Source organism: Gordonia sp. WA4-43 (assembly GCF_020520305.1).
Taxonomy (GTDB): domain Bacteria; phylum Actinomycetota; class Actinomycetes; order Mycobacteriales; family Mycobacteriaceae; genus Gordonia; species Gordonia hongkongensis.
This window is the reverse complement of sequence record NZ_CP084736.1, coordinates 2,548,922-2,575,701: the sequence shown is the minus strand read 5'-3', so window position 1 is coordinate 2,575,701 and position 26,780 is coordinate 2,548,922. Positions and strand designations below refer to the sequence as shown.

General features: G+C 67.9%; 30 protein-coding genes and 1 pseudogene. 17 read left to right on the top strand and 14 right to left on the bottom strand.

What is annotated here, in order from left to right; all coding sequences use genetic code 11:
* Nucleotides 1-27 precede the first annotated feature (27 nt).
* The 4 genes and pseudogenes from LEL84_RS11535 to LEL84_RS11520 form a co-directional block, all read right to left on the bottom strand.
* A pseudogene (locus LEL84_RS11535) lies at nucleotides 28-736 on the bottom strand (SDR family NAD(P)-dependent oxidoreductase).
* Between the two features lie 50 nt (nucleotides 737-786).
* Nucleotides 787-2,280 carry an aldehyde dehydrogenase gene (locus tag LEL84_RS11530; protein ID WP_078113760.1) on the bottom strand — a complete coding sequence of 498 codons (1,494 nt, stop codon included), beginning with the start codon at nucleotides 2,278-2,280 and terminating at the stop codon, nucleotides 787-789.
* A 4-nt stretch (nucleotides 2,281-2,284) separates the two neighbouring features.
* A complete protein-coding gene (dmpG, locus tag LEL84_RS11525) occupies nucleotides 2,285-3,340 on the bottom strand; it encodes a 4-hydroxy-2-oxovalerate aldolase (RefSeq protein ID WP_226514129.1) in 1,056 nt (351 codons plus the stop codon).
* Nucleotides 3,337-4,230 (bottom strand): acetaldehyde dehydrogenase (acetylating), encoded by an 894-nt coding sequence (locus tag LEL84_RS11520; protein ID WP_137809479.1) that lies wholly within the window; start codon nucleotides 4,228-4,230, stop codon nucleotides 3,337-3,339. Before LEL84_RS11520 ends, dmpG begins: the two co-directional genes overlap by 4 nt.
* 245 nt (nucleotides 4,231-4,475) lie before the next feature.
* Here LEL84_RS11520 and LEL84_RS11515 point away from each other — a divergent pair, with 245 nt between their 5' ends.
* The 7 genes from LEL84_RS11515 to LEL84_RS11485 all read left to right on the top strand — a co-directional run bounded on the left by LEL84_RS11515 (nucleotide 4,476) and on the right by LEL84_RS11485 (nucleotide 9,978).
* Nucleotides 4,476-5,564, top strand: a complete 1,089-nt coding sequence (locus LEL84_RS11515; RefSeq protein ID WP_226514128.1) for a VOC family protein — start codon at nucleotides 4,476-4,478, stop codon at nucleotides 5,562-5,564.
* Nucleotides 5,565-5,643: 79 nt separating this feature from the next.
* Nucleotides 5,644-6,759 (top strand): acyl-CoA dehydrogenase family protein, encoded by a 1,116-nt coding sequence (locus tag LEL84_RS11510; RefSeq protein ID WP_226514127.1) that lies wholly within the window; start codon nucleotides 5,644-5,646, stop codon nucleotides 6,757-6,759.
* Between the two features lie 156 nt (nucleotides 6,760-6,915).
* Nucleotides 6,916-7,410, top strand: a complete 495-nt coding sequence (gene msrB / locus LEL84_RS11505; RefSeq protein ID WP_226514126.1) for a peptide-methionine (R)-S-oxide reductase MsrB — start codon at nucleotides 6,916-6,918, stop codon at nucleotides 7,408-7,410.
* Complete coding sequence (gene msrA, locus LEL84_RS11500) at nucleotides 7,407-7,955, top strand: peptide-methionine (S)-S-oxide reductase MsrA (protein WP_078113765.1); 549 nt, start codon at nucleotides 7,407-7,409, stop codon at nucleotides 7,953-7,955. The genes msrB and msrA overlap by 4 nt, the downstream gene beginning before the upstream one ends.
* Before the next feature lie 123 nt (nucleotides 7,956-8,078).
* Complete coding sequence (locus tag LEL84_RS11495; protein ID WP_137809475.1) at nucleotides 8,079-8,462, top strand: TA system antitoxin ParD family protein; 384 nt, start codon at nucleotides 8,079-8,081, stop codon at nucleotides 8,460-8,462.
* Nucleotides 8,459-9,034, top strand: a complete 576-nt coding sequence (locus LEL84_RS11490) for a zeta toxin family protein (protein ID WP_226514125.1) — start codon at nucleotides 8,459-8,461, stop codon at nucleotides 9,032-9,034. The genes LEL84_RS11495 and LEL84_RS11490 overlap by 4 nt, the downstream gene beginning before the upstream one ends.
* Nucleotides 9,031-9,978, top strand: a complete 948-nt coding sequence (locus LEL84_RS11485) for a PfkB family carbohydrate kinase (protein ID WP_226514124.1) — start codon at nucleotides 9,031-9,033, stop codon at nucleotides 9,976-9,978. Before LEL84_RS11490 ends, LEL84_RS11485 begins: the two co-directional genes overlap by 4 nt.
* A 24-nt stretch (nucleotides 9,979-10,002) precedes the next feature.
* On the opposite strand, the gene LEL84_RS11480 is transcribed toward LEL84_RS11485, so the two are convergent.
* On the bottom strand, nucleotides 10,003-10,635 hold the full coding sequence (locus LEL84_RS11480; protein ID WP_226514123.1) for a flavin reductase family protein: 633 nt from the start codon (nucleotides 10,633-10,635) through the stop codon (nucleotides 10,003-10,005).
* Nucleotides 10,636-10,728: 93 nt separating this feature from the next.
* Here LEL84_RS11480 and LEL84_RS11475 point away from each other — a divergent pair, with 93 nt between their 5' ends.
* The 4 genes from LEL84_RS11475 (at nucleotide 10,729) to LEL84_RS11460 (ending at nucleotide 13,157) form a co-directional block, all read left to right on the top strand.
* Nucleotides 10,729-11,340, top strand: coding sequence for a tyrosine-protein phosphatase (locus LEL84_RS11475; RefSeq protein ID WP_226514122.1), 612 nt, complete (start codon nucleotides 10,729-10,731; stop codon nucleotides 11,338-11,340).
* Between the two features lie 189 nt (nucleotides 11,341-11,529).
* A complete protein-coding gene (locus tag LEL84_RS11470) occupies nucleotides 11,530-12,675 on the top strand; it encodes an ISL3 family transposase (protein ID WP_226514296.1) in 1,146 nt (381 codons plus the stop codon).
* 49 nt (nucleotides 12,676-12,724) lie between these two features.
* A complete protein-coding gene (locus LEL84_RS11465) occupies nucleotides 12,725-12,847 on the top strand; it encodes a hypothetical protein (RefSeq protein WP_319005268.1) in 123 nt (40 codons plus the stop codon).
* Nucleotides 12,840-13,157, top strand: a complete 318-nt coding sequence (locus LEL84_RS11460; protein ID WP_226514121.1) for a DUF2470 domain-containing protein — start codon at nucleotides 12,840-12,842, stop codon at nucleotides 13,155-13,157. The genes LEL84_RS11465 and LEL84_RS11460 overlap by 8 nt, the downstream gene beginning before the upstream one ends.
* Before the next feature lie 3 nt (nucleotides 13,158-13,160).
* Here LEL84_RS11460 and LEL84_RS11455 read toward each other — a convergent pair whose 3' ends face one another.
* Complete coding sequence (locus LEL84_RS11455; RefSeq protein WP_226514120.1) at nucleotides 13,161-14,168, bottom strand: LacI family DNA-binding transcriptional regulator; 1,008 nt, start codon at nucleotides 14,166-14,168, stop codon at nucleotides 13,161-13,163.
* Between the two features lie 131 nt (nucleotides 14,169-14,299).
* Here LEL84_RS11455 and LEL84_RS11450 point away from each other — a divergent pair, with 131 nt between their 5' ends.
* Nucleotides 14,300-15,487: an acyl-CoA dehydrogenase family protein gene (locus LEL84_RS11450; protein WP_205333374.1), complete on the top strand. Its 1,188-nt coding sequence runs from the start codon at nucleotides 14,300-14,302 to the stop codon at nucleotides 15,485-15,487.
* Between the two features lie 131 nt (nucleotides 15,488-15,618).
* Nucleotides 15,619-16,302, top strand: a complete 684-nt coding sequence (locus tag LEL84_RS11445; protein ID WP_065632495.1) for a GAF and ANTAR domain-containing protein — start codon at nucleotides 15,619-15,621, stop codon at nucleotides 16,300-16,302.
* 7 nt (nucleotides 16,303-16,309) lie between these two features.
* On the opposite strand, the gene LEL84_RS11440 is transcribed toward LEL84_RS11445, so the two are convergent.
* Nucleotides 16,310-16,756 (bottom strand): STAS domain-containing protein, encoded by a 447-nt coding sequence (locus LEL84_RS11440; RefSeq protein ID WP_137809467.1) that lies wholly within the window; start codon nucleotides 16,754-16,756, stop codon nucleotides 16,310-16,312.
* Nucleotides 16,757-17,195: 439 nt separating this feature from the next.
* Between LEL84_RS11440 and LEL84_RS11435 the strand changes: the two genes are divergently transcribed.
* Complete coding sequence (locus tag LEL84_RS11435; RefSeq protein WP_068970828.1) at nucleotides 17,196-18,059, top strand: RNA polymerase sigma factor SigF; 864 nt, start codon at nucleotides 17,196-17,198, stop codon at nucleotides 18,057-18,059.
* Here the strand turns inward: LEL84_RS11435 and LEL84_RS11430 are convergent.
* Together LEL84_RS11430 and LEL84_RS11425 are read right to left on the bottom strand one after the other, a co-directional pair.
* On the bottom strand, nucleotides 18,049-19,227 hold the full coding sequence (locus tag LEL84_RS11430; protein ID WP_226514119.1) for a zinc-dependent alcohol dehydrogenase: 1,179 nt from the start codon (nucleotides 19,225-19,227) through the stop codon (nucleotides 18,049-18,051). The genes LEL84_RS11435 and LEL84_RS11430 overlap by 11 nt on opposite strands.
* Before the next feature lie 3 nt (nucleotides 19,228-19,230).
* Complete coding sequence (locus tag LEL84_RS11425; RefSeq protein ID WP_078113777.1) at nucleotides 19,231-19,680, bottom strand: hypothetical protein; 450 nt, start codon at nucleotides 19,678-19,680, stop codon at nucleotides 19,231-19,233.
* Nucleotides 19,681-20,005: 325 nt separating this feature from the next.
* Between LEL84_RS11425 and LEL84_RS11420 the strand changes: the two genes are divergently transcribed.
* A complete protein-coding gene (locus tag LEL84_RS11420) occupies nucleotides 20,006-20,431 on the top strand; it encodes a hypothetical protein (RefSeq protein ID WP_058249946.1) in 426 nt (141 codons plus the stop codon).
* Here the strand turns inward: LEL84_RS11420 and LEL84_RS11415 are convergent.
* From LEL84_RS11415 to LEL84_RS11395, 5 genes are all read right to left on the bottom strand, one after another.
* Nucleotides 20,403-21,263 carry a glycosyltransferase family 2 protein gene (locus tag LEL84_RS11415; protein ID WP_068970848.1) on the bottom strand — a complete coding sequence of 287 codons (861 nt, stop codon included), beginning with the start codon at nucleotides 21,261-21,263 and terminating at the stop codon, nucleotides 20,403-20,405. The genes LEL84_RS11420 and LEL84_RS11415 overlap by 29 nt on opposite strands.
* Nucleotides 21,260-22,240 (bottom strand): hypothetical protein, encoded by a 981-nt coding sequence (locus tag LEL84_RS11410; protein WP_226514118.1) that lies wholly within the window; start codon nucleotides 22,238-22,240, stop codon nucleotides 21,260-21,262. The genes LEL84_RS11415 and LEL84_RS11410 overlap by 4 nt, the downstream gene beginning before the upstream one ends.
* Nucleotides 22,237-23,343 carry a glycosyltransferase family 4 protein gene (locus LEL84_RS11405; protein WP_226514117.1) on the bottom strand — a complete coding sequence of 369 codons (1,107 nt, stop codon included), beginning with the start codon at nucleotides 23,341-23,343 and terminating at the stop codon, nucleotides 22,237-22,239. The genes LEL84_RS11410 and LEL84_RS11405 overlap by 4 nt, the downstream gene beginning before the upstream one ends.
* A complete protein-coding gene (locus tag LEL84_RS11400; protein WP_226514295.1) occupies nucleotides 23,336-24,454 on the bottom strand; it encodes a glycosyltransferase in 1,119 nt (372 codons plus the stop codon). Before LEL84_RS11400 ends, LEL84_RS11405 begins: the two co-directional genes overlap by 8 nt.
* A gap of 254 nt (nucleotides 24,455-24,708) precedes the next feature.
* Nucleotides 24,709-25,377 carry a PAS and ANTAR domain-containing protein gene (locus tag LEL84_RS11395; RefSeq protein WP_159371512.1) on the bottom strand — a complete coding sequence of 223 codons (669 nt, stop codon included), beginning with the start codon at nucleotides 25,375-25,377 and terminating at the stop codon, nucleotides 24,709-24,711.
* A gap of 229 nt (nucleotides 25,378-25,606) precedes the next feature.
* Between LEL84_RS11395 and LEL84_RS11390 the strand changes: the two genes are divergently transcribed.
* Nucleotides 25,607-25,855: a hypothetical protein gene (locus LEL84_RS11390; RefSeq protein ID WP_137809461.1), complete on the top strand. Its 249-nt coding sequence runs from the start codon at nucleotides 25,607-25,609 to the stop codon at nucleotides 25,853-25,855.
* A gap of 64 nt (nucleotides 25,856-25,919) precedes the next feature.
* Complete coding sequence (locus LEL84_RS11385; RefSeq protein WP_137809460.1) at nucleotides 25,920-26,780, top strand: SDR family oxidoreductase; 861 nt, start codon at nucleotides 25,920-25,922, stop codon at nucleotides 26,778-26,780.

The following is a 26,780-nucleotide window of genomic DNA, read 5'->3' as shown; positions in this document are numbered from 1 at the left end:
AAGTGCCTGCGTCCGTTTCGGACCGGGCTACTGGATGCCGTGGCGAGTTCCGCCGTCGGCGTTGAGGACGCTGCCGTGCAGCACGGCGGCCTGGGGCTCGAGCAACATCTCGACGGGCCAGGCGATCTCGTCCAGTGTGGGCAGGCGACCCAGCGTGGTCTTGGCCGTGTACCTGTCCCAGATCTCCTGCGGCGCGGCACCGGTCTCACGCGATTCGGTGTCGACGAAGGCGCGGAGCCGAGGGGTGTCGATGGGCCCGGGCGCGATGGTGTGCACGGTGACACCCCCGGGGTCCATAGAGTGCCGAGATCTGTCGCATCAGATTGAACAACGCGGCATTGGCGGTACCCGGTCCCGCGTCGAGGGGCCCCGGTTCGAGTCCGAGTGAACCCGCGACCGCGACGAACCGCGAGCCGTCGGCGAGATGGTCGCGGACTGCTCGCAGCAACCGGACGGTGCCGGCCACCTTGATGTTGGCGGCGGTGGCCAGCAGCGATGGCTCGATCGCGTCCGCGGAGCCGCGCACCGGGAGACCGGCCGCGAACACCGCGAGTCGTACGGGCCCGTCGAGGCAGGATCGGATCGCGTCCACGGACCAGTCCTCGGCGATGTCGGCCGCGCACGGGATGATCAGCTCGTCTGTTGCCGCGAGCTGTTCGAGTTCCTCGGCACGGCGCCCCACCGCGAGAACCCGCATCCCGCGTGCCACCAGGCGTCGTGTGAACACGGTCCCCATCGCGCCGGTCGCGCCGACGACCACACATGTCTCGGTTGTGGACACGGGTCCTACTTCCGGATGCGCAGGGTCACCGCACGGGGTTCGGTGAAGAACTCGCGTGAGTACTGGCCACCCTCACGGCCCAGGCCGCTGATGCCCTCACCGCCGAAGGGCAGCCGGAGATCGCGTTCGAAGAAGGTGTTGATCCAGACCGTGCCGGCCTTCCAGCGCGCGGCCATCCGATGCGCCCGGTCGAGATTCTGCGTGAAGAGGATACCCGCCAAGCCGTAAGGGGAGTCGTTAGTGATGCGCAGGGCCTCCTCTTCGGTGTCGAAACCCAGAACCGTCTCGACAGGACCGAAGATCTCCTCTCGCGCCGTGCGGGAGTCGTTGGTCAGACCGGTGATGACGGTCGGCGGATAGTAGAAGCCGCCTGCCCGATCCGGATCGGTGAGGCGTTCGCCGCCGGTGATGATCTTGCCGCCTTCGTCCTGCGCGAGTTCGACGTAGCTGTGCACCTTGTCGAGGTGTCGCTGCTCGATGAGCGGGCCCATGAACGTCGTCGGGTCCTTGGGGTCGCCGACCACGAGCTTCTGTGCTTCCTCGGCGAAGCGGTCGACGAATTCCTCCCGGATCGAGTTCTGCACCAGCAGTCGCGAACCCGACAGGCAGACCTGTCCGTTGCCGCCGAAGATGGCCCGCAGCGACATGGGTACGGCGACGTCGAGATCGGCGTCGGCGAACACGATGTTGGCCGACTTGCCACCCATCTCGGCCGAGACAGGCGTGTGGTTCGCGGCGGCCGCCTGCAGGATCTTCACGCCCGTGGCACTCGATCCGGTGAAGGTGATGCGGTCGACGCGCGGATCGGAGGTCAGCGGTCCGGCGACGGCCTCACCACCGAAGCCGTGGACGACGTTGAGCACCCCGGGCGGCAGACCCGCCGCGAGCGCGATCTGCGCGAAACGGTTGGCGGTCAACGGTGTCTGCGGTGCCGGTTTGAGGACCACGGTGTTGCCGAAGGCAAGTGCGGGCGCGATCTTCCATGTCGCCAGCATCAGCGGCGCGTTCCACGGACTGATCGCGGACACGACCCCGGCGGGCGGGTAGAGGACGTAGGAGAGCAGATCGCCGTCCGGGTAGGCCTCGTTCGCGGCCATCGAGACGTAATCGGCGAAGAAGCGCAGGTTGTGGGCCACCCGCGGGATCTCGGCGTGCAGCGACTGCGTGATCGTCTTGCCGCCGTCACGGGTTTCGAGCTGTGCCAGCTCCTCTCGGTGCTCGTCGACGGCGTCGGCGACCGCATGCAGGATCGCCGCGCGTTCCTTGGGTGACATCTGCGGCCACGGCCCGTCGTCGAAAGCGGTGCGGGCAGAGTCGATCGCCGCGACGCCGTCGTCGACGGTGCCGCGCGCCACCCGGGCGAGCAGCGCGCCGTCGTGCGGGTCGCGCGACTCGAACGTCGCGCCGTCCGAGGCCGTCCGCCACTCGTTCCCGATGAGGTGGCGAACCTCGGCAGTACCGCTCTGATCGGTGTTTTTCAGATGGCTGGACAGAGTCATTTCCTCACACCTCCGCCGCGACCGGCGTCTCGTAGGTGCGGCCCGCCAATTCGGAGGCCACATCGATGATCATGTCTTCCTGGCCGCCGATGACGCCGCGACGGCCGAGTTCGAGCAGGATGTCCCGGGCGGGGACGCCGAACTTCTTCGCGGCGCGCTTGGTGGGGTGGAAGAACGTGGAATACACACCCGCGTAGCCGAGCACGAGCGCGGTCTCGTCGACGATCTGCGGCTCGGTCATCAGTGGGGCCACGACGTTCTCGGCGGTGTCGATGAGCGGGAACAGCTCGACGCCGGTGTCCCAGCCCGCGCGTTCGAATGCGGCGGCGAGGACTTCGGTCTGGGCATTGCCGGCACTGGCGCCGAGCCCCCGTAGCGAGCCGTCGATGTAGGTGGCACCGTTCTCGGCGGCGGTGAGCGCGTTGGCGATCCCGACACCGAGGTTGTTGTGGGCGTGGAAACCGATGTCCGCCGAGATTGCCCCACGCAGTGCTGCGACCCGCTCGCCGGCTTGCTGCGGGACGAGCGCACCCGCGGAGTCGACCACGTACACCACGTCGGCGCCGTAGGAGTCGAACTTCGCGGCCTGCTCGGCGAGTGCATCGGGTTCGAGTTTGTGGCTCATCATCAGGAAGGTCATCACGGTGAGCCCGTTCTCCTTCGCCCACTCGACGGGCTGCTGCCCGCAGTCCGCCTCGGTGCAGTGGACGGCGACGCGGACGGTCGAGATGCCGGCGTCCACCGCCGCCCGCAGTTCGTTCAGCGTCGCGATACCCGGCACGTAGAGGGCGGCGATGTCGGCGTTGTCCACCGCGTCGACGGCGGCGCGCACATATTCTGGGTCGGTGGCCGCGGCGAAGCCGTACTGGACCGACGACGCACCGAGTCCGATGCCGTGTGCCACTTCGATGGTCGGGACTCCGGCCCGGTCGAGGCCGGCAGCGATCGCTGCGACATCAGTCGTGGTGAATCGGTGCGACACACTCGACATCCCGTCGCGCAGCGTCGTGTCGACGAGGGTGACCGATCGTGGTCGGCGGGTTGGGGACTGACGTGTCATCGCAGTGCTCCTGTCTGGAGTGTCGCTGTTCCGGCCTTCTCCTGCGCCATCACCTCGGCCACCTGCACGGCGGCGGCGGTGATGATGTCGAGATTGCCTGCGTACGTGGGTAAGAAGTCGCCCGCGCCGACGACCTCGAGCATCACGGTCACGAGATCGCCGTCGGTGTCGACGAGCTTGAGTGTGTAGCCGGGGACGTAGCGCTGGACCTCGGCGACCATGTCGACCACGGCGCGTTCGATGGCGCCGGCATCCGGGTTGCGGACTTTCGCATACACCGTGTCGCGCATGTTCATCGGCGGCTCGGCCGGGTTGATCACCGAGATCGCCTTGGCCCGGTCGGCTCCCGCGACCTGGGCCAGGGCGCGACCCGTCTTCTCGCTGAACTCGCTCAAATTCTGCCGGGTCCCCGGCCCCGCACTCGCCGACGCGATGGCCGCGACGATCTCACCGTAACTGGCGTCGGCCGCCTGGTTGATCGCGTAGAGGATCGGGATGGTCGCCTGCCCGGCGCAGCTCACCATGTTCACGTTGGGCGCGTTCACGTGTTCGCGGAGGTTGACCGCTGGGACGACGTAGGGGCCGACCGACGCGGGCGTCAGGTCGATCGCGGTGATCCCCGCGTCGGCGTAGCGGGGTGCGACAGCGGCGTGGACTTTGGCCGACGTGGCCTCGAAGACGAGATCGGGCGGCGTCGCCTGTTGCAGCAGCCAGTCCACACCCGCTGCCGACGCCTCGAGCCCCTCGTCACGTGCCCGTCGCAAACCCTCACTGGTGGAATCGATCCCGACCATGTAGACCGGTTCGACGTACTCGGACCGCAGCAGCTTGTACATCAGGTCCGTCCCGATGTTGCCCGATCCCACAATGGCGGCGGTCAACCGGCTCATCGCATGTCTCCTTAGCTGTTGGCGCACGTCCGTCTCGGTTTCCCCGGGCGTGCTCGATACCGAACGTAGGAGCCGGGTGCGGTCCGCGGGGTGCTGGGACGGACAGTCCGAACGCGGACTGCTTCGGCAGCACCGTTGTCCGGATATCCCGAACGGCGGTGACGGCAGTCACCCCTCGTCGCCATGCTGAGGGTCATCGCCAGCAGCCACCGAGATCCGGTGGCGCACGACCCACAGGAGAACCGATGACCGAGAACGCCGCACGCTTCGATGTCGCGCACCTCGCCCGTGCCGAACTGTTGACCCCGAAGCCGCAGGAGACCCTCGACTTCTTCACCCGATTCCTGGGCATGTACGTCACCCGGCGCGAGGGCCAGTCCGTCTACCTCCGGGCGTACGAGGACCCGTATCCCTGGAGTCTGAAGATCACCGAGGCCGCCGAGCCCGGGATGGGTCATGCCGGCCTGCGGACCAGCTCGCCGGAGGCGCTCGAACGGCGCGCCGCCTCACTTCAGGGTGCGAACATCGAGACCTCCTGGCACGAAGACGAATTCGGCTACGGCAAGACCCTGGCGTACAAAACCGCCGACGGTCACGACTTCTCGCTGCTCTGGGAGGCCGAGAAGTACGTCGCGCCACCGGAACTGCAGAGCAAGATCCTCACCCGGCCGTCGAAGAAGCCGTTGCAGGGCATCCCGGTCAAGCGCATCGACCACCTCAACCTGATGGCCTCGGACGTCACCGCGGTCAAGACCGAGTTCGAACGCCACCTCGGGTTCCGCACCACCGAGCGCGTCGTCGACGGTGATGTCGAGATCGGCGCCTGGATGAGCTCGAACATCCTCGGCCACGAGGTCGCCTGCATGCGCGACATGACCGGCGGGCGCGGCAAACTGCATCACCTCGCCTTCTACTACGGCACGGGTCAGCACAACATCGACGCCGTGGAGATGTTCCGCGAGTACGACATCCGCATCGAGGCCGGACCGGACCGGCACGGGATCACCCAGGGCCAGTTCCTCTACGTGTTCGAACCCGGTGGCAACCGCATCGAGTTGTTCGGCGAGTCCGGATACCTGCATCTCGATCCGTCCGCCGAGACGAAGACCTGGCAGATGTCCGACATCGACACCGGTCTGGCCGTCGGCGGTGCGAAGCTGCCGTGGGAGACCTACTTCACCTACGGCACGCCCAATCCGCTCCCGCTCGACGAGCACATCACCGCCTTCGCCGACTTCGGACCGGGCGGGCCCGCGCCGGAGGCCGAGGCGGTCGTCGAACTGATGCCCGACGAGATCGAGCACTCCCGTGCCGTGGCCGATGCGCCGGTCTGAGCCGGGTCGATCGGTTCGATCAGAACAGGAGACTCCTTGACTGTCATCGACATCGCCGCGGTGTCGTCGTCCGACGAACGTGCCCGACCAGCCACCGCGGATCGCCGACACCCTGTACCACGACCTCGTGTCGCCCGGCGAGGTCGCGGTGGTCCGCCGCCGGGTTCGGGAAGTCGCGCTCCGCGACGTCGCCCCGGTGGCCGATCGGATCGCGCGGGGCGACGAACGGCTCGACGGCTTCCCGCGCGACGTGTTCGATCGGCTGGCCGCGGCGGTGATCTACCGCATCCCTTTCGCGGCCGACGTCGGCGGCGACGGACTGGCCCACCCGGCGACCGCGACGGCCACCGCCGTCGAAGAACTGGCGTACTTCTCCAACAGCGTCGCCGCGATCTTCGACGTCCATTGCATCCTCGCGGGCAACGCCGTCAACCGGGGCACGCCGGAGCAGCGCCGCCGGTGGCTGGCACCGGTCGTCGCCGGCGAGATCGTGGGCGCGTTCGCCACCAGCGAGCCGGCCGCGTCGAGTGATCTCTCACCCGAGGCGGTCCGGCCCGTGGCGCACCGCCGCGGCGACGGCTGGGTGCTGAACGGACGCAAGCGCTGGATCACCAACTCCGTTGTCGCCGCGTTCGTCGTGGTGCTCGCGCGCACCGGTGACCGGCTCTCGACGTTCATCGTCCCGACCGACACCCCGGGCGTCCGGGTGGGCACGCCCGATCGCAAGCTCGGGAACAAGGGGCAGATCACCGCGGACGTGCACCTCGACGACGTGGGGCTGGGACCGGAGGCCCTTCTCGGGACCGAGGGAGGCGGGCTGAAGGTCGCCCTGCAGACGCTGACATACGGGCGCATCGGGATCGCGGCTGCGGGCGTCGGGATGGCGCAGGCCGCCTTCGACCGCACGGCGGCACACCTGAGCACACGGGTGGCGTTCGGCGCACCGCTCGCGGTCCGGCAGCACTGGCAGTTCCTCATGGCCGACCGCGCGACCGAGATCGCGGTCCAGATGGCGCGCGACGCGGTACAGGCGTTCGGCGGATTCGGATTCACCCAGGAACTCGGCGACGACTCGTCGGGTCCGGTCGAGGCGTTGTACCGGGACAGCAAGATCGGGGAGATCTACGAGGGCGCCAGCGAGGTGCAGCGTTGGGTACTCGCACGGCAGATTTTCGGTCGCGACATCGTGGGCTGATCTGCGCGCTGACGACCCTTCGGGCCGTCGCCCACCCCCGGTGGGCGGCGGCCCTTGGCGTGTCGGGACCAAATCGGGGCATCGTGGTGTTGTGCACGGTGACGCCTTCCGAGCGCCGTCGATCGACGGAGCGGGGGAGCGTCAGCAGGAGGAAACGTGACCAACACCTATCGCAAGACCACCGAGTCGTTGAACCGCCTCACCGACATCCAGTACCGCGTCACCCAGGGTGACGGAACCGAGCGTGCCTTCGACAACGAGTACTGGGACAACCACGAACCCGGTCTCTACGTCGACGTCGTGTCCGGGCAGCCGCTGTTCTCGTCGACCGACAAGTACGACAGCGGCACCGGCTGGCCGAGCTTCACCCGGCCCGTCGAGCCCGACGCGGTGGCCACCAAGTCCGACCGGACGCTGTGGATGCGACGCACCGAGGTGCGGTCGTCCGGCGCCGACAGTCACCTCGGGCACCTCTTCGACGACGGTCCGCGCGACGCGGGCGGGCAGCGCTACTGCATGAACTCCGCCTCGTTGCGGTTCATCCCGGTTGGCGAGCTCGAGGCGGAGGGGTACGGCGAGTACGCCGGCCTGTTCGGCGGCACGCACACCACGGATTCCCACACCACCGACACCCAGGAGGAGAACGCATGACGACCGACCCCGGCCAGATCACCGTCCGTCCCGGCACCGAGACCGCGGTCCTCGCGGGCGGATGCTTCTGGGGGATGGAAGACCTGATCCGCAAGCAGCCCGGTGTCCTGGACACCCGGGTCGGCTACACCGGCGGACAGAACGACCACGCCACCTATCGCAACCACCCCGGTCACGCGGAGGCCGTCGAGATCGTGTTCGACCCGACCCAGACGTCGTATCGCGACATCCTGGCGTTCTTCTTCCAGATCCACGACCCGACCACGCGCAACCGGCAGGGGAACGACGTCGGCACGAGCTACCGCTCGGCGATCTTCCCGGTGACACCGGAACAGGAGAAGGTCGCCCGCGACACCATCGCCGACGTCGATGCGTCGGGGCTGTGGCCCGGCAAGGCGGTCACGACGATCGAGGAGCTGGGTCCGTTCTGGCAGGCCGAGCCCGAACATCAGGACTACCTGCTCAATTTCCCGAACGGGTACACCTGCCACTTCCCGCGCCCGGGATGGGTGCTGCCGAAGCGGGACGCGGCGTCCACGCGGTGACGCGCGAGGCCGGCTGACAGTGCCGACGCCCGTCGACGGTCATGCGACAACGACCGTCGACGGGTTCGTCGGCGTATGCTGGGGCGATGTAGCACTCTGCTACACACGCGCGGGAGGTGTGCGATGAGCACCGGTACGGACAAGGTGACCCGGCTGTCTGCTGCATTGGTGACCGATGCGGCCCGGGAGGGCGCGCGAGAGCAGCGGTCGGCGCGGCAGCAACTCGAACACTGGGCGCGTCTGGGGCGCAGCGTCTCGCAGCGCACCACCGCGTCGCGTCAGCGGGTCGAGGCCGCGCTGGCGGGCGATCTGCCGGGAGAAGTGCTGACCGCAGAGGAAGCCGTCGTCTACGACGCCGAGATCGACGCTCATCTCGAAGCGCGGCTCGCGACCGACGACCACGTGGATCGTCGTGCCGCGGCAGGGTTGTCCTCGGTGGTCGTCGATGACGCCGGACGGCTCGTCGAATACCGCCCCGACGGGACGAGCGTCATCCTCGAGCAGTGACTCCGCGGCTCGATCTGGTCGTCGGATGCAACGGCGCGGGTAAGTCGACGCTGGTCGAGCGCCATCTGCAACCCCTGCTGCATGTGCCCTTCGTCAACGCCGACCTGATCGCCCGGCAGCGGTGGCCCGACTCCGCGGAAGCCCATTCCTACGACGCCGCCCGGTTGGCGGCGGCGACCCGCGACACTCTCATCGAGCGCGGCACCTCATTCATCGCCGAGACGGTCTTCTCGCACCCCTCGAAACTGGAGCTCATCGAACGTGCGCACACCGCCGGATACCGAGTCGCGCTGCACGTCGTGATGATCCCCGAGGCTCTCGCGGTCCATCGCGTCCGATCGCGCGTGGACAGTGGCGGGCACGCGGTCCCCGAGGTCAAGATCCGCGAGCGGTTCCGACGCCTGTGGCCGCTCGTCCGGACGGCCATCGCGCGGAGTGACCTGGCAACCGTGTACGCCAACGAGCGACCGACCACGCGCATCGTCGCGCGGTACGTCGACGGTCTGGTCGCCGGCGTACCCGACTGGCCGGACTGGACGCCGGGTGCGCTGACGGATACGAAGGCACGATGACTTCCCTCGATCGAGCCGGCCGGCTTCTCGTCGTCGGCGCTGTCAACGTCGATCTCGTGGTGGCGACCGACCGTCTGCCGGGGCCCGGTGAGACGGTCGTCGGTCCGACCGTGACACGTCACGGCGGCGGCAAGGGAGCGAACGCCGCCGTCGCCGCGGCGCGTGCGGGTGCCGAGGTGCGTTACTGCGGCGCTGTGGGTTCCGACGACATGGGCGCGAGTGCACTCGCCGAACTGCGGGACTCCGGTGTCGACGTGACGGACGTGGACGTGCTCGACGGCGTCGCCACCGGGATGGCGCTGATCGTCGTCGATCCGCACGGGGAGAACCAGATCGCCGTCGGGGCAGGCGCGAATGCCGTCCTCGGCACCGACGAGGTCCGTGCCGCCGTTGACCGTGCGGCGGGCTGGGCCGGCTGTGTCCTCGTCAGCACCGAGATCCCGGCCGACGCCGTCGCCGCGGCGGTCACGACGGCCGCCGCCCGGGATATCCGCTGCGTCGTCAACCCCGCCCCGGTGTTGCCGTCGACCGTCGACCTGATGGCGTCGGCGCCGGTACTGACGCCCAACTCCTCTGAACTGCGGGACCTGTACGGACTCGTCTCCGAGGGTGTGGCCGCGCCGGAGATATCGGCGGCCGAACAGGCGACGGCGGTCGCATCCCGAACGGGCGCACCGGTTCTCGTGACCCTCGGTGCCGATGGCGTACTGATCGCCGACCCCGCGTCCGAGGTGATCCCGCTTCCCGCCGGACGGGTCGCGCGGGTCGTCGACACGACCGGTGCGGGTGACACCTTCAACGGCGTGTTCGCGGCCGCGCTCGCCGCCGGCTCGACGGTCGTCGAGGCGGCGAGACGTGGTGTCGCGGCGGCGTCGCTGTCCGTCGCGGCGGTCGGTGCCCGGGCCGGGATGCCGAGCGACGACGAGATCCGCCGCGCGATGTGAGCGGAACCGGCCGGGAGGGAACCGCTAGCGGGTAGCCGGTTTCGGCCGTTTCATGAACCGGTGATGGTCGTCGCTGGGCAGGAAGTAGTCGCCCTGCCCGCCCGCGCGCAGCAGCGGTCGAGCGCCGGCCGTGTCGTACGTCTGGTCGTCGCGCAACAGATGGGTGGCGATGTGGATCTTGACCACCTCGCCCAGCACCATCCAGGTGTCGACGAGGTCGCCTGCGGCCGTGCGTAATTGGAACGACTGGGTGGTTCGGCACTCGAAACTCACCGGACTCTCGCCGACCCGTGGCGGGGCCACGAGATCAGAGGCGAGGCGCGTCAGGCCGGCGACGTCGAACTCGTCCTCGCCGGCGGGCACCGCAGCCGAGGTGGCGTTCATCTGCTCGCCGAGGCCGTCGGTCGCGAGATTCCAGACGAACTCGCCGGACCCGATCGAGTTGGCGACGGTGTCCTTGTAACCGACGCTGGCGAAACCGACGATCGGCGGCGTGTAGTCGAAGAGGTTGAAGAAGCTGTAGGGCGCGAGGTTGCCGACGCCGTCGTCGGACACCGTCGAGATCCAGCCGATCGGCCGCGGCGCGACGATGGCATTCACCGGGTCGTGGGAGAGTCGGTGGCCCTGCGACGGCTCGTAGGAGTGGTAGGTCGTCACCATCGCCACGGTACGTCAGCCCGCCAACCGTTCCATCGCCTGCGTAAGGTGAGGTGCGACCGACCACCGCGCACATCGACGATCGGGACCGCCGTGACCCTCTCCTCCGCCTCTGACCTGCGGACCTTCGCCAACATCCGGGACCTGGGCGGTATGCGGGTCGCCGGCGGCGGCGTCACCGCCGCCAACGTGCTGATCCGCAGCGATGCCCCGTATCCCGACGACGAGGACCCCGTCGGCCTGCCCTGGCCGCCGGCGACCGTCGTCGATCTGCGCGACCCCACCGAGCTGGGCCGGATGGCCGTCACCTGGCCGCCGAACGTTCGCGTCGTGCACCGTCCGGTGTCCTCGGGTGCCCGCGTCGACCGCCTCGCCGACACCGCGCTCGTCGAGATCTACACCGCGATGATGCGCACGGGCGGGCATCGACTCACCGCCGCGCTGAACGAGTTCGACTCCGAGGGCGCGACGCTCGTGCACTGCGCTGCCGGCAAGGACCGGACCGGGGTGATCATCGCGATCGCCCTGCTGTTGGCGGGCGTCGACGAGGAAGCGGTCGTCACCGACTATCACCGGACCGAGGACGGCATCGCCGGGGTGTTCGCGCGTCTGCGGTCCCGCAAGCGGATCCCGGCGGGCACCACGCTGGACGCCCCGATCCTGCGCACCCCGCGCGAGGCCATCGAACTCGTCGGGCTCTTCTGACCCTGAAGTGGGCTACTTTTAGCGAGCCTAATGCACGCAACGCCCAGTCTCGCTTAGGTTTTGACTTGCGAAGAAAAAGACCTAGAGGAGTGGGCGTTGCGCACTGTCAGAGTACTGCAGAAGTTGCTTGGAATCGAGCGTGCCCGTGTCGTGGGTGTCAGGTTCGATGAGGATGATCGCGGGCACGTCATGGTGGCGACACTAGAACTGCACAAGAACGCACGATCACGGTGTCCGCAGTGCAAGAAGCGCTGCCCGGGTTACGATCAGCCGCCGGCACCGCGGTTGTGGCGGCATCTGGATATGGGCGGCTGGCGGTGTTTCCTCGAGCTGCCCGCGACGCGTGTGCGGTGCCCTCGCCATGGTGTGAAGACTGAGTTGGTTCCGTGGGCACGTCCGGAAGTGAAGATGACCAGGGCGTTTGACGACACCGTCGCGTGGATGTGTGCGCACGCCCCGATGACCGCGGTGAGCGCCTACCTGCGGGTCTCCTGGCGGACGGTGTCTCGTATCGTCGAGCGTGTGGTCGACGATCATGTCGGACTCACCAAACGCTTGAACGGGTTGCGGCGCATCGGTATCGATGAGATCGCCTATCGCAAGGGCCGCCGGTACTTGGTCGTCGTGGTCAACCATGACACAGGGCAACTGGTGTGGGCTGGTGAGGGCGCCAAGAAGGCGACCATCGAGCGGTTCTTCGATGAACTGGGTGATGTGCGAGCCGGCGAGATCACCCACATCAGTGCTGATGGCGCCGAGTACATCGGTGCGGTCCTCGCCGAGCGGGCGCCGGGAGCGTACTGGTGTATGGACCCATTTCATGTGCTGCAGTGGGTCAATCAGGCGCTGGATCGATGCCGGTCTCGGGTGATGAGCCGGATAGCTGGCTTGTCAAAGGTGGAACGCGGCCGATTGAGGTGGGCGTTGTTGAAGAATCCTGACAACCTCACCGAGAGTCAAGAGCGGCTGCAGTCCATCGTGGTCGCCGATGCCAACAGTGTGCTGGCCCGTGCGTATCAGATGAAAGAAGAAATAAGGCACATACTTTCAGGTGCGTACTCCTCATGTTGGGCGCCGTTGCGGCGCTGGTTGAGGAAGGCAGAGGCCTGCGATATACCCGAGATTCGCACCTTGGCGCCGAGTATCCGTAAACGAGAGGTGCAAATCTACAACGCGGTCACGTGTCAGATGAGCAACGCTCGAGTCGAGGCGACGAACTGCCATCTGCGGTCATTGACAAAGCGGTCATACGGATTTCACACTCCCGATGCTTTGATCGCGATGGCCAACCTCACCAGGGGCGGCGCATGCCCGGAACTCCCACATCGAAACTGACCGAAAAACGCCCACTTTCAGGTCAGGAGATCCACTCGTCGTCGGGGACGTGACCGGTGCGCGCGGCGGTGCGTGGGGATGGTTCGAGGAGCACGGCGGCGACGTCGACCACTTCCGGGGCTGGGTCTCGAGGTTCGTGCGTCCCGAGGGCGAGGAGGCCGGGCGTGACTGACGAGAACACTTCGGAATCAGCCCAATTCAGCCCGGGTGTCGTGGCAGCCGTGCTCGCGCACATGAACGACGATCATGTCGACGACTCGCTGCTGATCTGCCGTGTGCTGGGCGGGCGGCCCGATGCGGTCGCGGCGCGGATGACCGGATTCGACCACGAGGCAGCGACGTTCGACGCCACGGTTCCCGAGGGGGTCGTCGGGGTGCGGCTCGCCTGGGATCGCCCGGTCCGCGATCGTGGCGACGTCCGCACCGCGGTCGTCGCGATGTTCCGTGCGGCGCAAGAACGTTCGGGTACCTCTGCGCCCTGAGGGTCACGTGCTCCCGCGAACCATCAGTTCGACCGGGAGGCGGCGGGATTCGACGTCCCGCCCGGCGGCGAGGTCGAGGAGGCCGCGCACCGCGGTCTCGCCGATCTCCCGAGCGGGGGAGCGGACCGTCGTGAGCGGCACGGGGAGCTGGGCGGCCACCGGGATGTCGTTGTAGCCGATCAGGGCGAGGTCGTCGGGGATGCGGAGTCCGAGGTCGCGGGCGACACCGAGGACTCCGATGGCGATGGTGTCCGACACCGCGAAGATCGCCCGGGGACGGTCCGGACGATCGAGCAATGCACGCCCGGCCGCCGTCCCGCCGTGAACCTCGAAGTCGGAAGCGACGATGCGGTCGTGGGACAGCGTGATCCCGGCATGAGCCAGCTCGGCGCGGAACCCGCGGAGCCGGTCGGTGGCCGTCGTGGCGTGGCCGGGCCCGCCGATGACGGCGAGGTCGGTGTGACCGCGCTCCAGGAGATGCCGGGCGGCGATGCGTCCGCCGCGCACGTCGTCGCCGCCGACGAAGGGGAGTCCGGCCTCGGCGTGCCGGGTGAGGGTGAGCATCGGGAGGTCGCCGACCCGCAGGGACTCCACGAAGTCCCGGCCCGGCAGGTGTAGTCCGCTCAGCAGCAGACCGTCGACCTGCCGGCCGACGAGGAGTTCGATGGCCCGTCGCTGAGCGGCTTCCTCGTCGGGCGGGGACGACAGCAGGACCGAGTACCCGGCCCGGGTGGCCGCCTGTTCGATGCCCTGGTAGGTCGTGGCCACGACGCCGTCGGTGAGGCGGGTCATCGCGACCCCGATTGTGGTGGTTCGGCGGGTCCGCAGGCTGGCCGCCCACACATTGCGCTGGTAGCCGAGTTGGTCGGCGACCTCCCGCACCCGCAGAGCCGACGCCGACCATCCGTCGGTGGGCTCGGACTGTCGCAGCACCCGGGAGGCGGTGGACACGTGTACGCCGGCACGCCGGGCGATCTCCTTCAGCGTGGGGGCGCGCTGACCACTGACCACGCTGATCCTCTCTCTTGCTGATTGACCCGACGGCCGTCGAACACCTACCTTAGGCGATGCAAACGTTCGTGCAAACGTTCTCGTCGACGGCCCCCGCCCGCCGCGAGTCCCATTCTCGACGGAGGTCCGCCATGTCCCGCACCAGCACGTTGCCCCAGCTCTTCGCCCTGGACTCGTTGCTCGACGCCGACGAGATCGCGATCCGTGACAGCGTGCGGGACTTCGCGGCGTCGAAGTTGCGTCCGCACATCGCCGACTGGTTCGAGGAGGCCCGGCTGCCGGCCCGCGACATCGCCCGCGAGCTGGGCGGGCTCGGAGCGCTCGGCATGCACCTCGAGGGTTACGGCTGCCCCGGGATGAGCGCGATGTCCTACGGATTGACGTGCCTGGAACTCGAGGCCGTCGACTCCGGCATCCGAAGTCTGGTCTCGGTGCAGGGCTCGCTGGCGATGTTCTCCATCCACCACTGGGGTTCGGAGGAGCAGAAGAACCAGTGGCTGCCGCGGATGGCGGCGGGCGAGGCGATCGGCTGTTTCGGCCTGACCGAGCCCGACTTCGGGTCCAACCCGTCGGGGATGCGCACCCACGCCAAGCGGGACGGCGACGACTGGGTGCTCAACGGGACGAAGATGTGGATCACCAACGGTTCGATTGCCGACGTCGCGGTGGTGTGGGCGCAGACCGACCTCGCCGACAGTCCCGGCGGCATCCGCGGGTTCGTCGTCCCGACCGACACACCGGGGTTCTCGGCGCCGGAGATCACCAAGAAGATGTCGCTGCGCGCCTCGGTCACCTCCGAGCTCGTGTTCGACGACGTGCGCCTTCCCGCCTCGGCGATGCTGCCGAAGGCGGAGGGGCTGCGCGGACCGCTGACCGCTCTCGGCGAGGCCCGCTTCGGGATCATCTTCGGAGCGATGGGTGCCGCCCGCGACTGCCTCGAGGCGGCCATCGAGTACGCGCAGTCCCGCCAGGTGTTCGACAAGCCGCTGGCCGGCTACCAGATCACCCAGACCAAGATCGCCGACATGGCGCTCGAGGTGGGCAAGGGTCACCTGCTGGCCTACCACCTCGGCCGTCTGAAGGACCGCGGCGAACTCACGCCCGAGCAGGTCAGCACCGGCAAGCTGAACAGCACCCGCGAGGCGATCGCGATCGCCCGCGAATGCCGAACCATCCTGGGCGCGAACGGCATCACTCTGGAGTATCCGGTGATCCGGCACGCCAACAACCTGGAGTCGGTGCTCACCTACGAGGGGACCTCGGAGGTCCACCAGCTCACGATCGGGCGCGCACTCACCGGGTCGGCGGCGTTTCGCTGAGGCAGTCGGGCGCCTCGCGGTAACCACCGGCGCCCACGGAACGTGGCGCAGTGGGTTACGTTGGACGAGCACGCCGAACAATGCGCGTCCGTGGTCGTTCGCTCACGTCGGGCGTCGAAAGGGGTTCGACCATGACCGATCCGGCTGACGATGACGTTCACCGCAAGATCGCGGATCTGGCGCGTGAACTCCACGGCGACGACTCCGACGAGCAGGTTGCGAAGACGATCGTCGAGAACGCGCTGGTCGACATCCCCGGAGTCGCGTACGCCGGCCTCACCGTCGCAATCGACCGAAAATCGATCGCGTCGTTCGGGTCCACGCACGACGTTGCCGACGTACACGACCGTATTCAAGCGGAACTCGGTGAGGGACCGTGCATCTCGGCAGCGCTCGCCGATCGCATCGTCCGAGTCGACGACCTCGAGAACGAGCAGCGCTGGCCCGAATACCGCCGCCGCGCGCTCGTCGAGACGCCAATTCGTTCCGTCCTGTCGTTCCAGCTCTTCGCCGACACTACGTCGATCGGGGCGTTGAACCTCTACGCCGACGAGCCGTTCGCCTTCGACCTTCACGCCGAGGACATCGGGGTGGTCTTCGCGACGCATGCCGCCCTCGCGTGGAACAAGGTGAAGAAGGACAAGCAGTTCCACAGCGCCCTGGCCAACCGGGACGTCATCGGTCAGGCCAAGGGCATGCTGATGGAACGGTTCGACATCGACGCGGTGGCCGCCTTCGACCTGCTGAAGCGCCTGTCGCAGGACTCGAACACCAAGCTGGTCGACATCGCGCGGCAGATCACGACAGCACGGTGATCAGAGCTCACTCGGTGACAGTGAACTCCACCGTGCTCGGCCCGACCTGATCCTGGGTCAGAGCGCGTCCCGCGTCCTCGATGGACTCGAAAGTCTTGACATACGGCGCCATTCCGCAGAGTTCGAGGGGGCGGGTCACCGCGCGGCCACCCACGACCACCACTGGGACGAATCGGCGACCGGCGTCGTCGATGAACGAACGCAGTAGCACCAACCCGACGGTTCCGAAGAAGTTCAGGCCCGAGAAGTCGAGGACGATGCCGTCGACGGGGCCGCTGATCACGCGGTCGAGAGCGGCGGCGAAGTCGGCCGCCGAGTCGCGGTCGACGCTGCCGGAGAAGCCTTGCACGCAATACGATTTCGGGGAGACCAACTGGTGGGAATGGGCCTTCGGCGCGGACTCCGCAGTGGGATCGAACGCCGAACGAAAGATGGTCGAAGAGGTGAGAGCCATGATGTTCTCAATTCAGTCAAGTGCGTCTGGCCACGACCGTCACTTCTGGATCGGAAGCCTTGGTGCTGCACCGAATCGGCGTCAGTACCCCAAGTTCACGATCACCCGGTCAGAGGGATTGAGCGTGATGGTGGAAAGCGAGAAGGCCCTGGGCGCCCAACGCTCTAGAACGCAGCTTCTACCTGAACCGCATCTCTTACCCTACGTTGCACAAGAGCGACCTACAAGGTTGTGCCCACTTCGGCAGTTTCTATGCGGTGTGTTCCTGCCACGCGACGCCCTGACCAGCCGAGGGCCGCCGTGGCTGGACGCCGCCGGGCGACCGTGGTTGGGTGGACTCGGATATGCGTCGAACCCGGTGCGCACATCAGTCCTGTTCTGGATGCGGCACGAGGTCTGCGCATCGATCTCGAGCTGTCTTCGAAGTCTGGTGGTGAGAATGGCGTCGGGTGACCGGGGCGATCACGACGATTACAGTGATGTCCTTCCGGCTCTGCGGACCATGCACGAGGAGAAGGACGACGCTCGTCGTGCCCGGCTGCGGGAGGACGTCATCGCGAGGTGCCTGCCCCTGGCAGACCATGTCGCCAGGCGCTTCTCGGAGCGCGGGGAACCCATTGACGACCTGCGTCAAGTGGCGCGGATCGGTCTCATGCATGCCGTCGACCGTTTCGACGTCGAACGAGGCAATAATTTCCTGGCCTTCGCGGTCCCGACCGTCATGGGCGAGGTCAAGCGCTACTTCCGCGACAGCACCTGGTCCATCCGCGTGCCACGCCGGGCCCAGGAGGCGTCGCTCAACATCGCCAAGGCCAGCGAGGAGTTGCTGCAGTCCCTCGGACGGTCGCCGCGCCCGAGTGAGATCGCCCAGCACCTCGGGCTGCCCGTCAGCGAGGTGATCGAGGGCATGGTCGCCCGGTCGGCCTACACGGCGAGCTCGATCGATGCCGAAGCCGGTTCGTCGACCGACGGCTGGACGCTGGCCGACACCCTCGGCGACGAGGACGCGCGACTGGAACTCGTCGAAGAATTCGTCACGCTGCAGCCGGCCCTCGAGCGGCTGACCGAACGCGAGCGCACCATCCTCACGTTGCGGTTCTTCAAGTCCATGTCGCAGAGCGAGATCGCGCGTCAGGTGGGGATCTCCCAGATGCATGTGTCGCGCTTGCTGACGCGGATTCTCGAGACCTTGCGATCGGAAGTCGTCGATGACGATGACGAGAACTCCAGGCCGGGATCGCAGGCCGACAGCGAGCGTGCCGCGACGAAGGGCCGCGGCACGCCACGCGGGTTCACGGCTTGAGAATCACCTTGACCATTCCGTCGTCCTTCTTCTGGAATGTCTCGTAGGCCTTCGGTGCCTCGCTGAGCGGTAGTTCGTGGGTGGCGAAGGTGTCGACGCCCAAGGGGTCGTCGTCGGTCAGCAGCGGCATGATGTCGTCGACCCAGCGCTTCACGTTCGCCTGACCCATGTGCAGCCGGATCTGCTTGTCGAACATGGTCAGCATCGGCAGCGGGTCGGCCGCGCCGCCGTAGACCCCGGAGAGCGAGATCGTGCCGCCGCGTTTGACGATGTCGATCGCCGAGTAGAGCGCGCCCAGCCGATCGGTACCCACCTCCGACATCGCCTTGCGGGCGACGGCGTCCGGCAGCAGGCCGACGACGCTCTGCAGCGCCTTGTTGACCGGCGACCCGTGGGCCTCCATCCCGACAGCGTCGATGACCGAATCGGTACCCAGTCCTCCGGTCAGGTCGCGGATGGCGTCGCCGACGTTGTCGACCGCGTCGAAGTTCACGGTCTCGATGCCGCGGGCCTCCGCCCGGGCGAGTCGCTCGGGCACGCGGTCGACACCGATGACCCGCGCTCCCTGGTGCGCGGCGATGCGGGCAGCCATGTCGCCGATGGGGCCGAGGCCCAGCACCGTGACGGTTCCGCCCTGGGGGATCTCGGCGTAGGTGACGGCCTGCCAGGCCGTCGGCAACACGTCCGAGAGATAGACGAACCGCGAGTCGGGCTTCTCCAGCGGCACCTTGATGTGGGTGAACTGGGCCTGCGGCACCCGGAGGTACTCGGCCTGCCCACCGGGCACGGAGCCGTAGAGCTGGGAATAGCCGAACAGCGCGGCGCCCATCCCTTGCTCGGTGACGCGGGTCGTCTCACACTGCGTCATGAGGCCCTCGTTGCAGAAAAGGCAAGAGCCGCAGGAGATCTGGAAGGGGATGACCACACGGTCGCCGACCCGCAGGTCGCCGGTGTCGCTGCCCACCTCCTCGACAATCCCCATCGGCTCGTGCCCGAGGATGTCGCCCGCCTGCATGAACGGACCGAGAACCTCGTAGAGGTGGAGGTCCGACCCGCAGATGTTGGTCGAGGTGACCTTGATGATGGCGTCGGTCGGTTCGATGATCTTCGGGTCGGGCACCGTCTCGACCGAGACGTTTCGCTTGCCCTGCCAGGTCACTGCACGCATTCTCTAGGCCTTTCCGTTGTCGGCTCGACGCTCTTCGCGAATCTCCTCGAGGCGGTCGTCTCGTCCTCGTTCACTCTTTCCGGCGTGTTCCACCGGGAAGTCGTGGAACCGCTCCTCATAGCGTTCGGCTTCCTCGGCGGTGGTCTCGGGCTGGATCGGGTCCTGATGGGCCCGATCGCCGTCCCGGGCTGCGCGACGTCGCAGCAGGACGCGGCTGCCGATCAGCAGTCCGATCGCGAGCAGACCCATGACGACGGCGCCGACCGCCAGCCACACCGTCGCATCGCGGTCGCTCGCACCGGCGGCGATGGCGATGCCGGCGAGCACCAGCATCAGTCCGAGGCAGACGAAGCCGAGTAGGCCGACGGCCTTCAGTCCTCGCGACTTTCGTGCCGGGCGCCGCGCGATGGCCTCACGCGACGCGACTTCTCGTTCAGGTGTCAGATCTGGCATGGTGCACTCCCTGCGCTGTCTGGTCGGGCTCGGTGGCCGGCGTGCTCGACACCGGCCTCGGTGCGGAGGGTTTACCGCGAGCGGCCGGCGATGAAACGTCGCCCCACCGCGCCCGCGTCGGTCATGGGACGGATGGAGACGTGAATCTCATCGAGTCATGATCTGGGTAAACGCTCTGCTAACGTGTCGACACGTGTTCGGGGGGGGGCACGTTCAGCGCGGCAAGGTCCTCCGGCCGCGGTTTGGAACACGGAATCACGGGGCACTCATGACCAGACCAGCCGAGATCGGCACCACCAATCAACGGGCGAAGAAGACTCATTTGATGACCGATTCCGACGCGACGTCCCAGCTATCGATCGACGGCGGTACGCCGACGGTCCTGCGGGTTCCGGCCGCCACCGATCGTCTCGCGCTGGTGCGCGCTCTGGTCGAGACCGCGCTGTACATCGACGACTGGGCGCTTGACGACGTCATCGACGCCAAGGTGGCCGTGGACGAGATCTGCTCGCAGATCATCTCCGCCGCCGCTGAGGAGTCGTCCATCGAACTGACCCTGCACATGTCGTCGCAGGGCGTGATCGGCGAGATCCGGGGGGAGCTCGTCCCGGACGTGACCCTGAAGCAGTCGACTTTCGGATGGCGGATCGTGCAGACCGTCACCGACACTCACACGATCTCCTACGACGAACCGCTCCCGGGTGCCGCCTCCCGCGGCGTCGTCATCGGGTTCTCGAAGTTCCGTCGCTGACCCGGAGCCACTCGTCGCCTGCGGTGTCGTAGGCTACCAGGCCGCGGTCGGCGAACGCGCGCAGCCACCCCTCCATGGGCCAGGTGCCCCATCGCCGGTGGAACACCCGTGCGTTGCGGAGGATGTCCGCAAGGTGTTCGACCGGCGGGTTCGAGACCGGATGGTGCTGGTGGTAGGCGTGTGCGCCACCAACCCAGGCGATCCGAAACCCGTTGTCGCGCGCGGACATCGCGAAGTCCGTGTCCTCGCCGCCGTAACCGCGGTAGCCGGGGTGGAAGCCGCCCAGGGCGAGCCAATCGGTCGCCCGGACCGCGAACGACAGCGACCAGAAGAGCATCAGCTCCGATGAGAGTTGTGTCTGCCCGGTTCCCGGTGACGGACGCGCCGGGTGCGGATCGGTGAACCGGGCGAGCTCGCGCGCATCGAAGGTCGGCTGGTCGCAGGGGAGGTAGGTGACCGGGCCGCAGTAGAGGACTTTCAGGTCCGGTGTCGCCGTGCACGAGCGAAGGTAGCGCTCGAGCATGTCCGGGCCGGGGATGCAGTCGACGTCGAGGAACACCAAGAGCGAGGCCCCCGCGGTCATGGCGGCCGTGGCGCCGGCGTTCCGGGCATCGGCGAGTTGCAGGGTGTCCGGGTCGTCGTTGGCGAACCGGATGACCTCCACCGGATGACCGTCGGTGACAGATGTGATGTCGGGGTCGTCCATGGCCACCACGTAGTGCAGGTCGGGCCGCCGGGTCGAATGGGCGAACGCCTCGAGTTGTCGTCGAAGGTGGCGGTGCCGCCCCGACACGATCGTGATGACGGCGGCCACCTCGGGGACGCCGGTCATCGGTGCGCGACCGCCTCGATCGCCCGCGCCGCACGTTCGGCGGCGCCGGCGGTGTGCCACCGCGACCACTCCGGCGACGAACTCCCGGCGGTGTCGAGAATCGAGCGCCAGCGTTCGGCGGACGGCCATGACGACGTGACGAGGGCGAGTTCGGAGCGTGCGAGGGTGTTGCCGGTTGCCCGTTGTTCGGCGAAGGGTCGGTCCTCGGGGATGACCACCGCCGGGCGCCCGGCCGCGGCGGCGTCGGCCACGCTTCCCTGACCCGCGCCGATGACGGTCACCCGCGCACTGCACAGGAAGGGCCACGGGTCGTCGACCCAGGTGCCGAAGGCGGGTCCGAGTCCGACGACGGTGTGCTCCGGGAGCTCCTCGCCGAGTGTGGTCGCCGGATGCGGGGCACCCGGTACCCCGCCCGCGCCGGTGACGACGAGGATGTCGGCGGCGAAGGTGGGGTGGGACACGGGGAGTCGTCCGTCGAACCGCGAGATACCGCCGGTGAAGACCGTTTTCGGCAGATGCTCCCGGAGCCAGTCCGGTTGATACAGCTCGGCGGGCCAGGGCGCGATGATCGCATCGGCCGCCCGGTAGGCGAGCTGATGCGGCAGATCGTCGCGAACGCCGGGCTGCGCCGTCACGACCACCGGCACGCCCATCAGCCGGAGAAAGAGGGTGACTTCCACCGATACGTCGACGACGACGGCGGCCGGTCGGCGCGTCTCGACGAACTCGGCCAGCTGCGCCATGCGTGTGCGTAGTCCGCCGTCGTGCCGTGGGGCCCAGTGCAGCAGGCCGCCGGCGTCGACGTCCCGCGGCTGCGGGTCGGCGTCGTCGCGCTCGAGCGTGATCACCTCGCTGAACACCGGGGCGGTAAGCGACGCGCTGGTCAGCGCGACGACGTCGGTGCCGAGGTGGCCGGCGACGGCAGTGGCCCGGGAACAGTGTCCGCGGCCCTGATGGTGAACGTAGTAACCGATCACACCCCGACCTCCCGGGGGAGCGAGGAGTCGGCCAACGGGCGCCCGGCGACCAGATCGGCGTAGATGTCGAGGTACCGATCGATCATCGCGATGTCCTTGCAGTGGTCCTCCGCGCGCCGACGCACGAGGCCCCGGTCGAGGGTGAGCGCATCGTCCACCGCGAGGGCCAGCGCGTCGATGTCGCCCGGCGGCACGAGGACGCCGGCGTGCTCGCCGACGATCTCGGGGATACCGCCACGGGCGAAGCACGCCACCGGGGTGCCGCAGGCGAGGGATTCGGCCACCACGAGACCGTAGGGCTCGTCCCACACCGGGGTCACCAGGGTCGCGCCGCAGGAGCCGACCAATCGCGCCAGGTCGTGCTGGTGGAGGTGTCCCTCATAGTGGACGAGCCCGCCCAGCGACGGGGCGATCTGTTGCTCGAAATACGTTGTGTCGCTGATGGGTCCGGCCAACCGGAGTCGACGGCCCGCGCGCTGGGCGGCCTCGATCGCGAGGTGGGCGCCCTTCTCCGGTACGAACCGGCCGAACCACACCAGGTCGTCTCCGCCGGGGCCGGCGGGCCAGCGGTCCAACTGAACCCCGTTGTGCACCACCGGGATCTCGCCGAGCACATGCGACCAGGACTGTGCCGTGTGCCGACTGACGGCGACACAACGCGTACCGGGCGCAAGGGTCAGCGCGGACTCGAGCCACGGCGTCGGCGGGGTGTGCAGCGTGGTGACCATCGGGGTCTCGACGGCCGGACCCATGGCGACCGGGAGGTAGTGCAGGCTGTGATTGTGGATCACGTCGTAGTCGCCGGGGTTGTTGGTGAACGACAGCATGAGCGACAGGTACGCGTGATGATCCTGCAGTGCTTCGAGTTGGGGCATCGACACATCCGAGCGTGCGGCCGCGGAGGGCTCGAACAACTCGCCGCGCAGGCGATCCGAGTCGACCGGCAGATCGCTGCCCGCGCCCGCGAACAGCGTGACCTCGTGACCGGCGAGGGTGAGGGCGCGAGTGAGATGCCAGACGTGGGCCTCGAGTCCGCCCGCGAACGGCTGCGCGATCGGGTAGCGGCTCGACGCGACGATGGCGATCCTCAACGTGTCACGCATCCAGAGCCCTGGTGTAGAGGGCGGCGTGCTGCTCGGCGAGCGACTCGCGCTGCGCGCGCCGGTCGGGCCACGAGGCCGCCGCGGGACGAGCCGAATATGCCTGTGCCAGAGCAGAAACGAGTGAGTCCGGATCGAAGGTGTCCTCGGTGAACTCGAAGGACAGGCAGTCCTGCTGCTCGCGGTAGAAGCCGCAGCTCGGCGCGATCACGGTGGTTCCGAGATCGTGGCAGGCCTCGAGCCACCCGGAGTGGGTACCGAATCGGTACGGCAGTACCGACACGTCCACGCTCCGCAAGTAATCCCACAGCTGATCGTCGGAGAAGTACTCGTGCACGAGTACGCGCGCATACGGATGCCGGGAGAGTGCCAGCGCCGTGGTGCCGAAGTCCGGGTTGTACGCGTGCTCCCCGGGGACGAACACCTCGTCGTGGAGGTTGATCTGAACCGTCATGTCCGGGTAGTCCGCGGCCGCCTCGAGCAGGGTCATGATCACCGGCAGCGGATCCATGTTGGCGCGAATGCTCTTGGCGTGCACCCCCACCACGAAGTCGTCGGCGTGCGGCGCGCGCGGACCGAATCGGCCGGGCGGCACGACATGCGGGTGAGGCAGCACGGTCGCCTTGCGCTGCCAGCGGCGCGCGATCTCCCGGGAGACGCCGGGGGTCAGGGTGATGACCTCATCCGCCGCCGGTACGAGGATGTCCAAGACCTCCTCGTGGCGTCCCGGTTCGGGGTGATGCGGATTGCGCAGATCGTGCAGCGTGTACACGAGTGGTTTGCCGTGGGTGCGCAGCTCATCGATCACCTTCGACATCACGGCCGGCTCGACGGCGTCGAACCCGAAGTGGAGATGGAAGACGTCGAACTCGTTGTGGTTGCGGGCGATCCACGCGGGGTCGAGCATCAGCGGGGGCCACCAGCCGCCCGGCACCTTGGCGCCGTCGGCCGGCACCGGGTCGGGCAGGCGTACGACCGAGACCGGGCCGGTGTCGAGCCCGCTGACCGTACCGTTCAGCGGCGACAGGTGGCGGACGTACACGTGGGAGTGCGGCACCGACGCGACGCGCACGCGGGTCGCACCGCCCCTCCGCGAACCGAGGCCCGCCGACATCGTCGACAGACCTCGTGTCGTGTTCGACCCCGTTGTCTCGAGGGTTGCTGTTCCGCCTGGCTGCGCACTGCTCACTGCCACATCCGTTCACTAGGGTCGCAACGGCTGTGTTCTCAACCGGGCCTGCACGATCGCGGCTTCGGCGAGCCGCAGATGACTGCCGGTTTCCGGCACCTATCTCGTGCCGGTGCGGATACCCCGGAACGTCGGCGGTGAAACCGCCCGTGGAGGCGATGAACGGTGGTGCGTCGGTGCTACTTCGAGGACGAGGCGTTCTCGTTGTCGGAGCGGTGTGCGTTGAGCAGCAGATGGTCGAACGACTGCCGGACCGGGTCCGGTAGCACCACGTACCGGTGGACGCCGGTGACGATCGACCGCGCGAGCTCGTTCACCTTGACGTTGGCCGTCTGCGAACGCCAGCGCATGACCTCGAACGCGCGATCGGCGCTCACGCCGTAGGCCAGCGAGATCATGCCCTTGGCCTGCTCGATGACGCCCTGGTGCTCGCGGAATCGCGCGACGTGCTCGTCGACGCGGTCCTTGACGGCCTTCTCCTCGATTGCCGTCAGATCGAGATAGAACCCCTCGGCGCCGATCACGGCGCCGGATTCGTCGGTGAGTTGCTGCGACACCACCGCGACGTGGCGGACCTCACCTCTGGTGTCGACGATGCGATGGCGGCTCGAGAACGGGATCCGGCGGTCGAGCATCGTCGCGAGCAGCTCTTCGAACGACTGCCGGTCGTCCGGGTGCTTGTGCCCCGCGATCAGCTCGGTCGTCGGAGTGACCTCACCGGGCCGGTAACCATGCATCTCGGCGACCTCGTCGGACCACTCCCATTCCTGGGTGTCGAAGAGGAACCGGAAGCTGCCGACGTGACTGATACGGGACTCGCCGGCGGTGTGATCGTTGGCGTCTGTCACCCTCACCCCTACAAACCACAAATCAACAGGAATGCCAGCGGTCTCGGGCGAAAGATGAGCTTACCTGGCTGGCGCATCCGACGGGAATCGACCCGGTGCGTGTCCCCGGAGTCGGACTCGCGGAGATCGTTTCGGTGGCGTGTCGGCCGGGTATGTGCGGTACCCCGGGCCGGCGGTGAGACCCCGACCCCGACCGACACCGATCTCGGCTACGGCCAGGAGGACGAGAATGAGTACCGACAACGTGGGCGACAGTGCGACAGCGGCATCTGAGGGCATCAACCCCGATCTGACGTCGACAGCCGGTTTGGAGGATCTCGACGAGGACCGGCTCGGTCAGGACCCGCTCGAGGAGGGGATGGACCCGCCCGAGGACTGGTCGGCCAGTGATCGGACCGGCACGACCGCCCGGGAACAGCGGGAAGGGGAGTCCCTCGACGAGAAACTCGACCAGGAGATCCCCGACCAGAACCCCTGACGACGTCCGCGCCCCGGTCCGCGCCGATGTTTCCGCACGCTTCTCAGCGGGCACCATCTCGATCATGAGCGACCAGAACCCCGAGCACGAACCGAAGACGATCTCCTACCCCGGTGAGACCGACGAGATGGGCGAACGTCCCCGGGACGAGATGCGTGACTATCGCGGCCGCGATCTGCTGGCCGGCAAGACCGCCCTCATCACGGGCGGCGACTCGGGTATCGGCCGTGCGGTCGCGGTCGCCTTCGCCAAGGAGGGCGCCGATGTCGCCATCGCCTACCTGGAGGAAGACAACGACGCCCGCCACACGGTCGAGCTCATCGAGGCCGAAGGACGGCAGGCCCGCGCGTACCGCGGCGACCTCGCCGACCCGGCGCACTGCGCCGACATCGTGAAGCGGACCGTCGACGAACTCGGCGCATTGGACATTCTGGTGAACAACGTCGCCTACCAGGAGATCGTGGACGACTTCCTGGAGCTGACGCCGGAGCAGTGGCGGCGCACCTTCGACGTCAACATCGACAGCTTCTTCCACACCACGCGAGCGGCGGTGCCGCACCTGACCGGCGGCGGCGTCATCATCAACACGTCGTCGATCAACGGTCTGCGTGGCAACGACAGCCTCATCGACTATTCGGCCACCAAGGGCGCGGTGCTGGCCCTGACCTACTCGCTGGCGCAGGCGCTGATGGAACGGAAGATCCGCGTGAACTGCGTCGCGCCGGGCCCGGTCTGGACGCCGCTGATCCCGGCGACGATGCCGGCCGAGGCGGTCAAGGACTTCGGCACCCAGGCGCCGATGGGACGGGCGGCCCAGCCCGACGAGATCGCACCGTCGTACGTGTTCTTCGCGGCCGAGCAGCTCTCGTCCTACTACACCGGCGAGGTGCTGGCCCCGATCGGCGGCGAGACGCTGCCGGGGTAG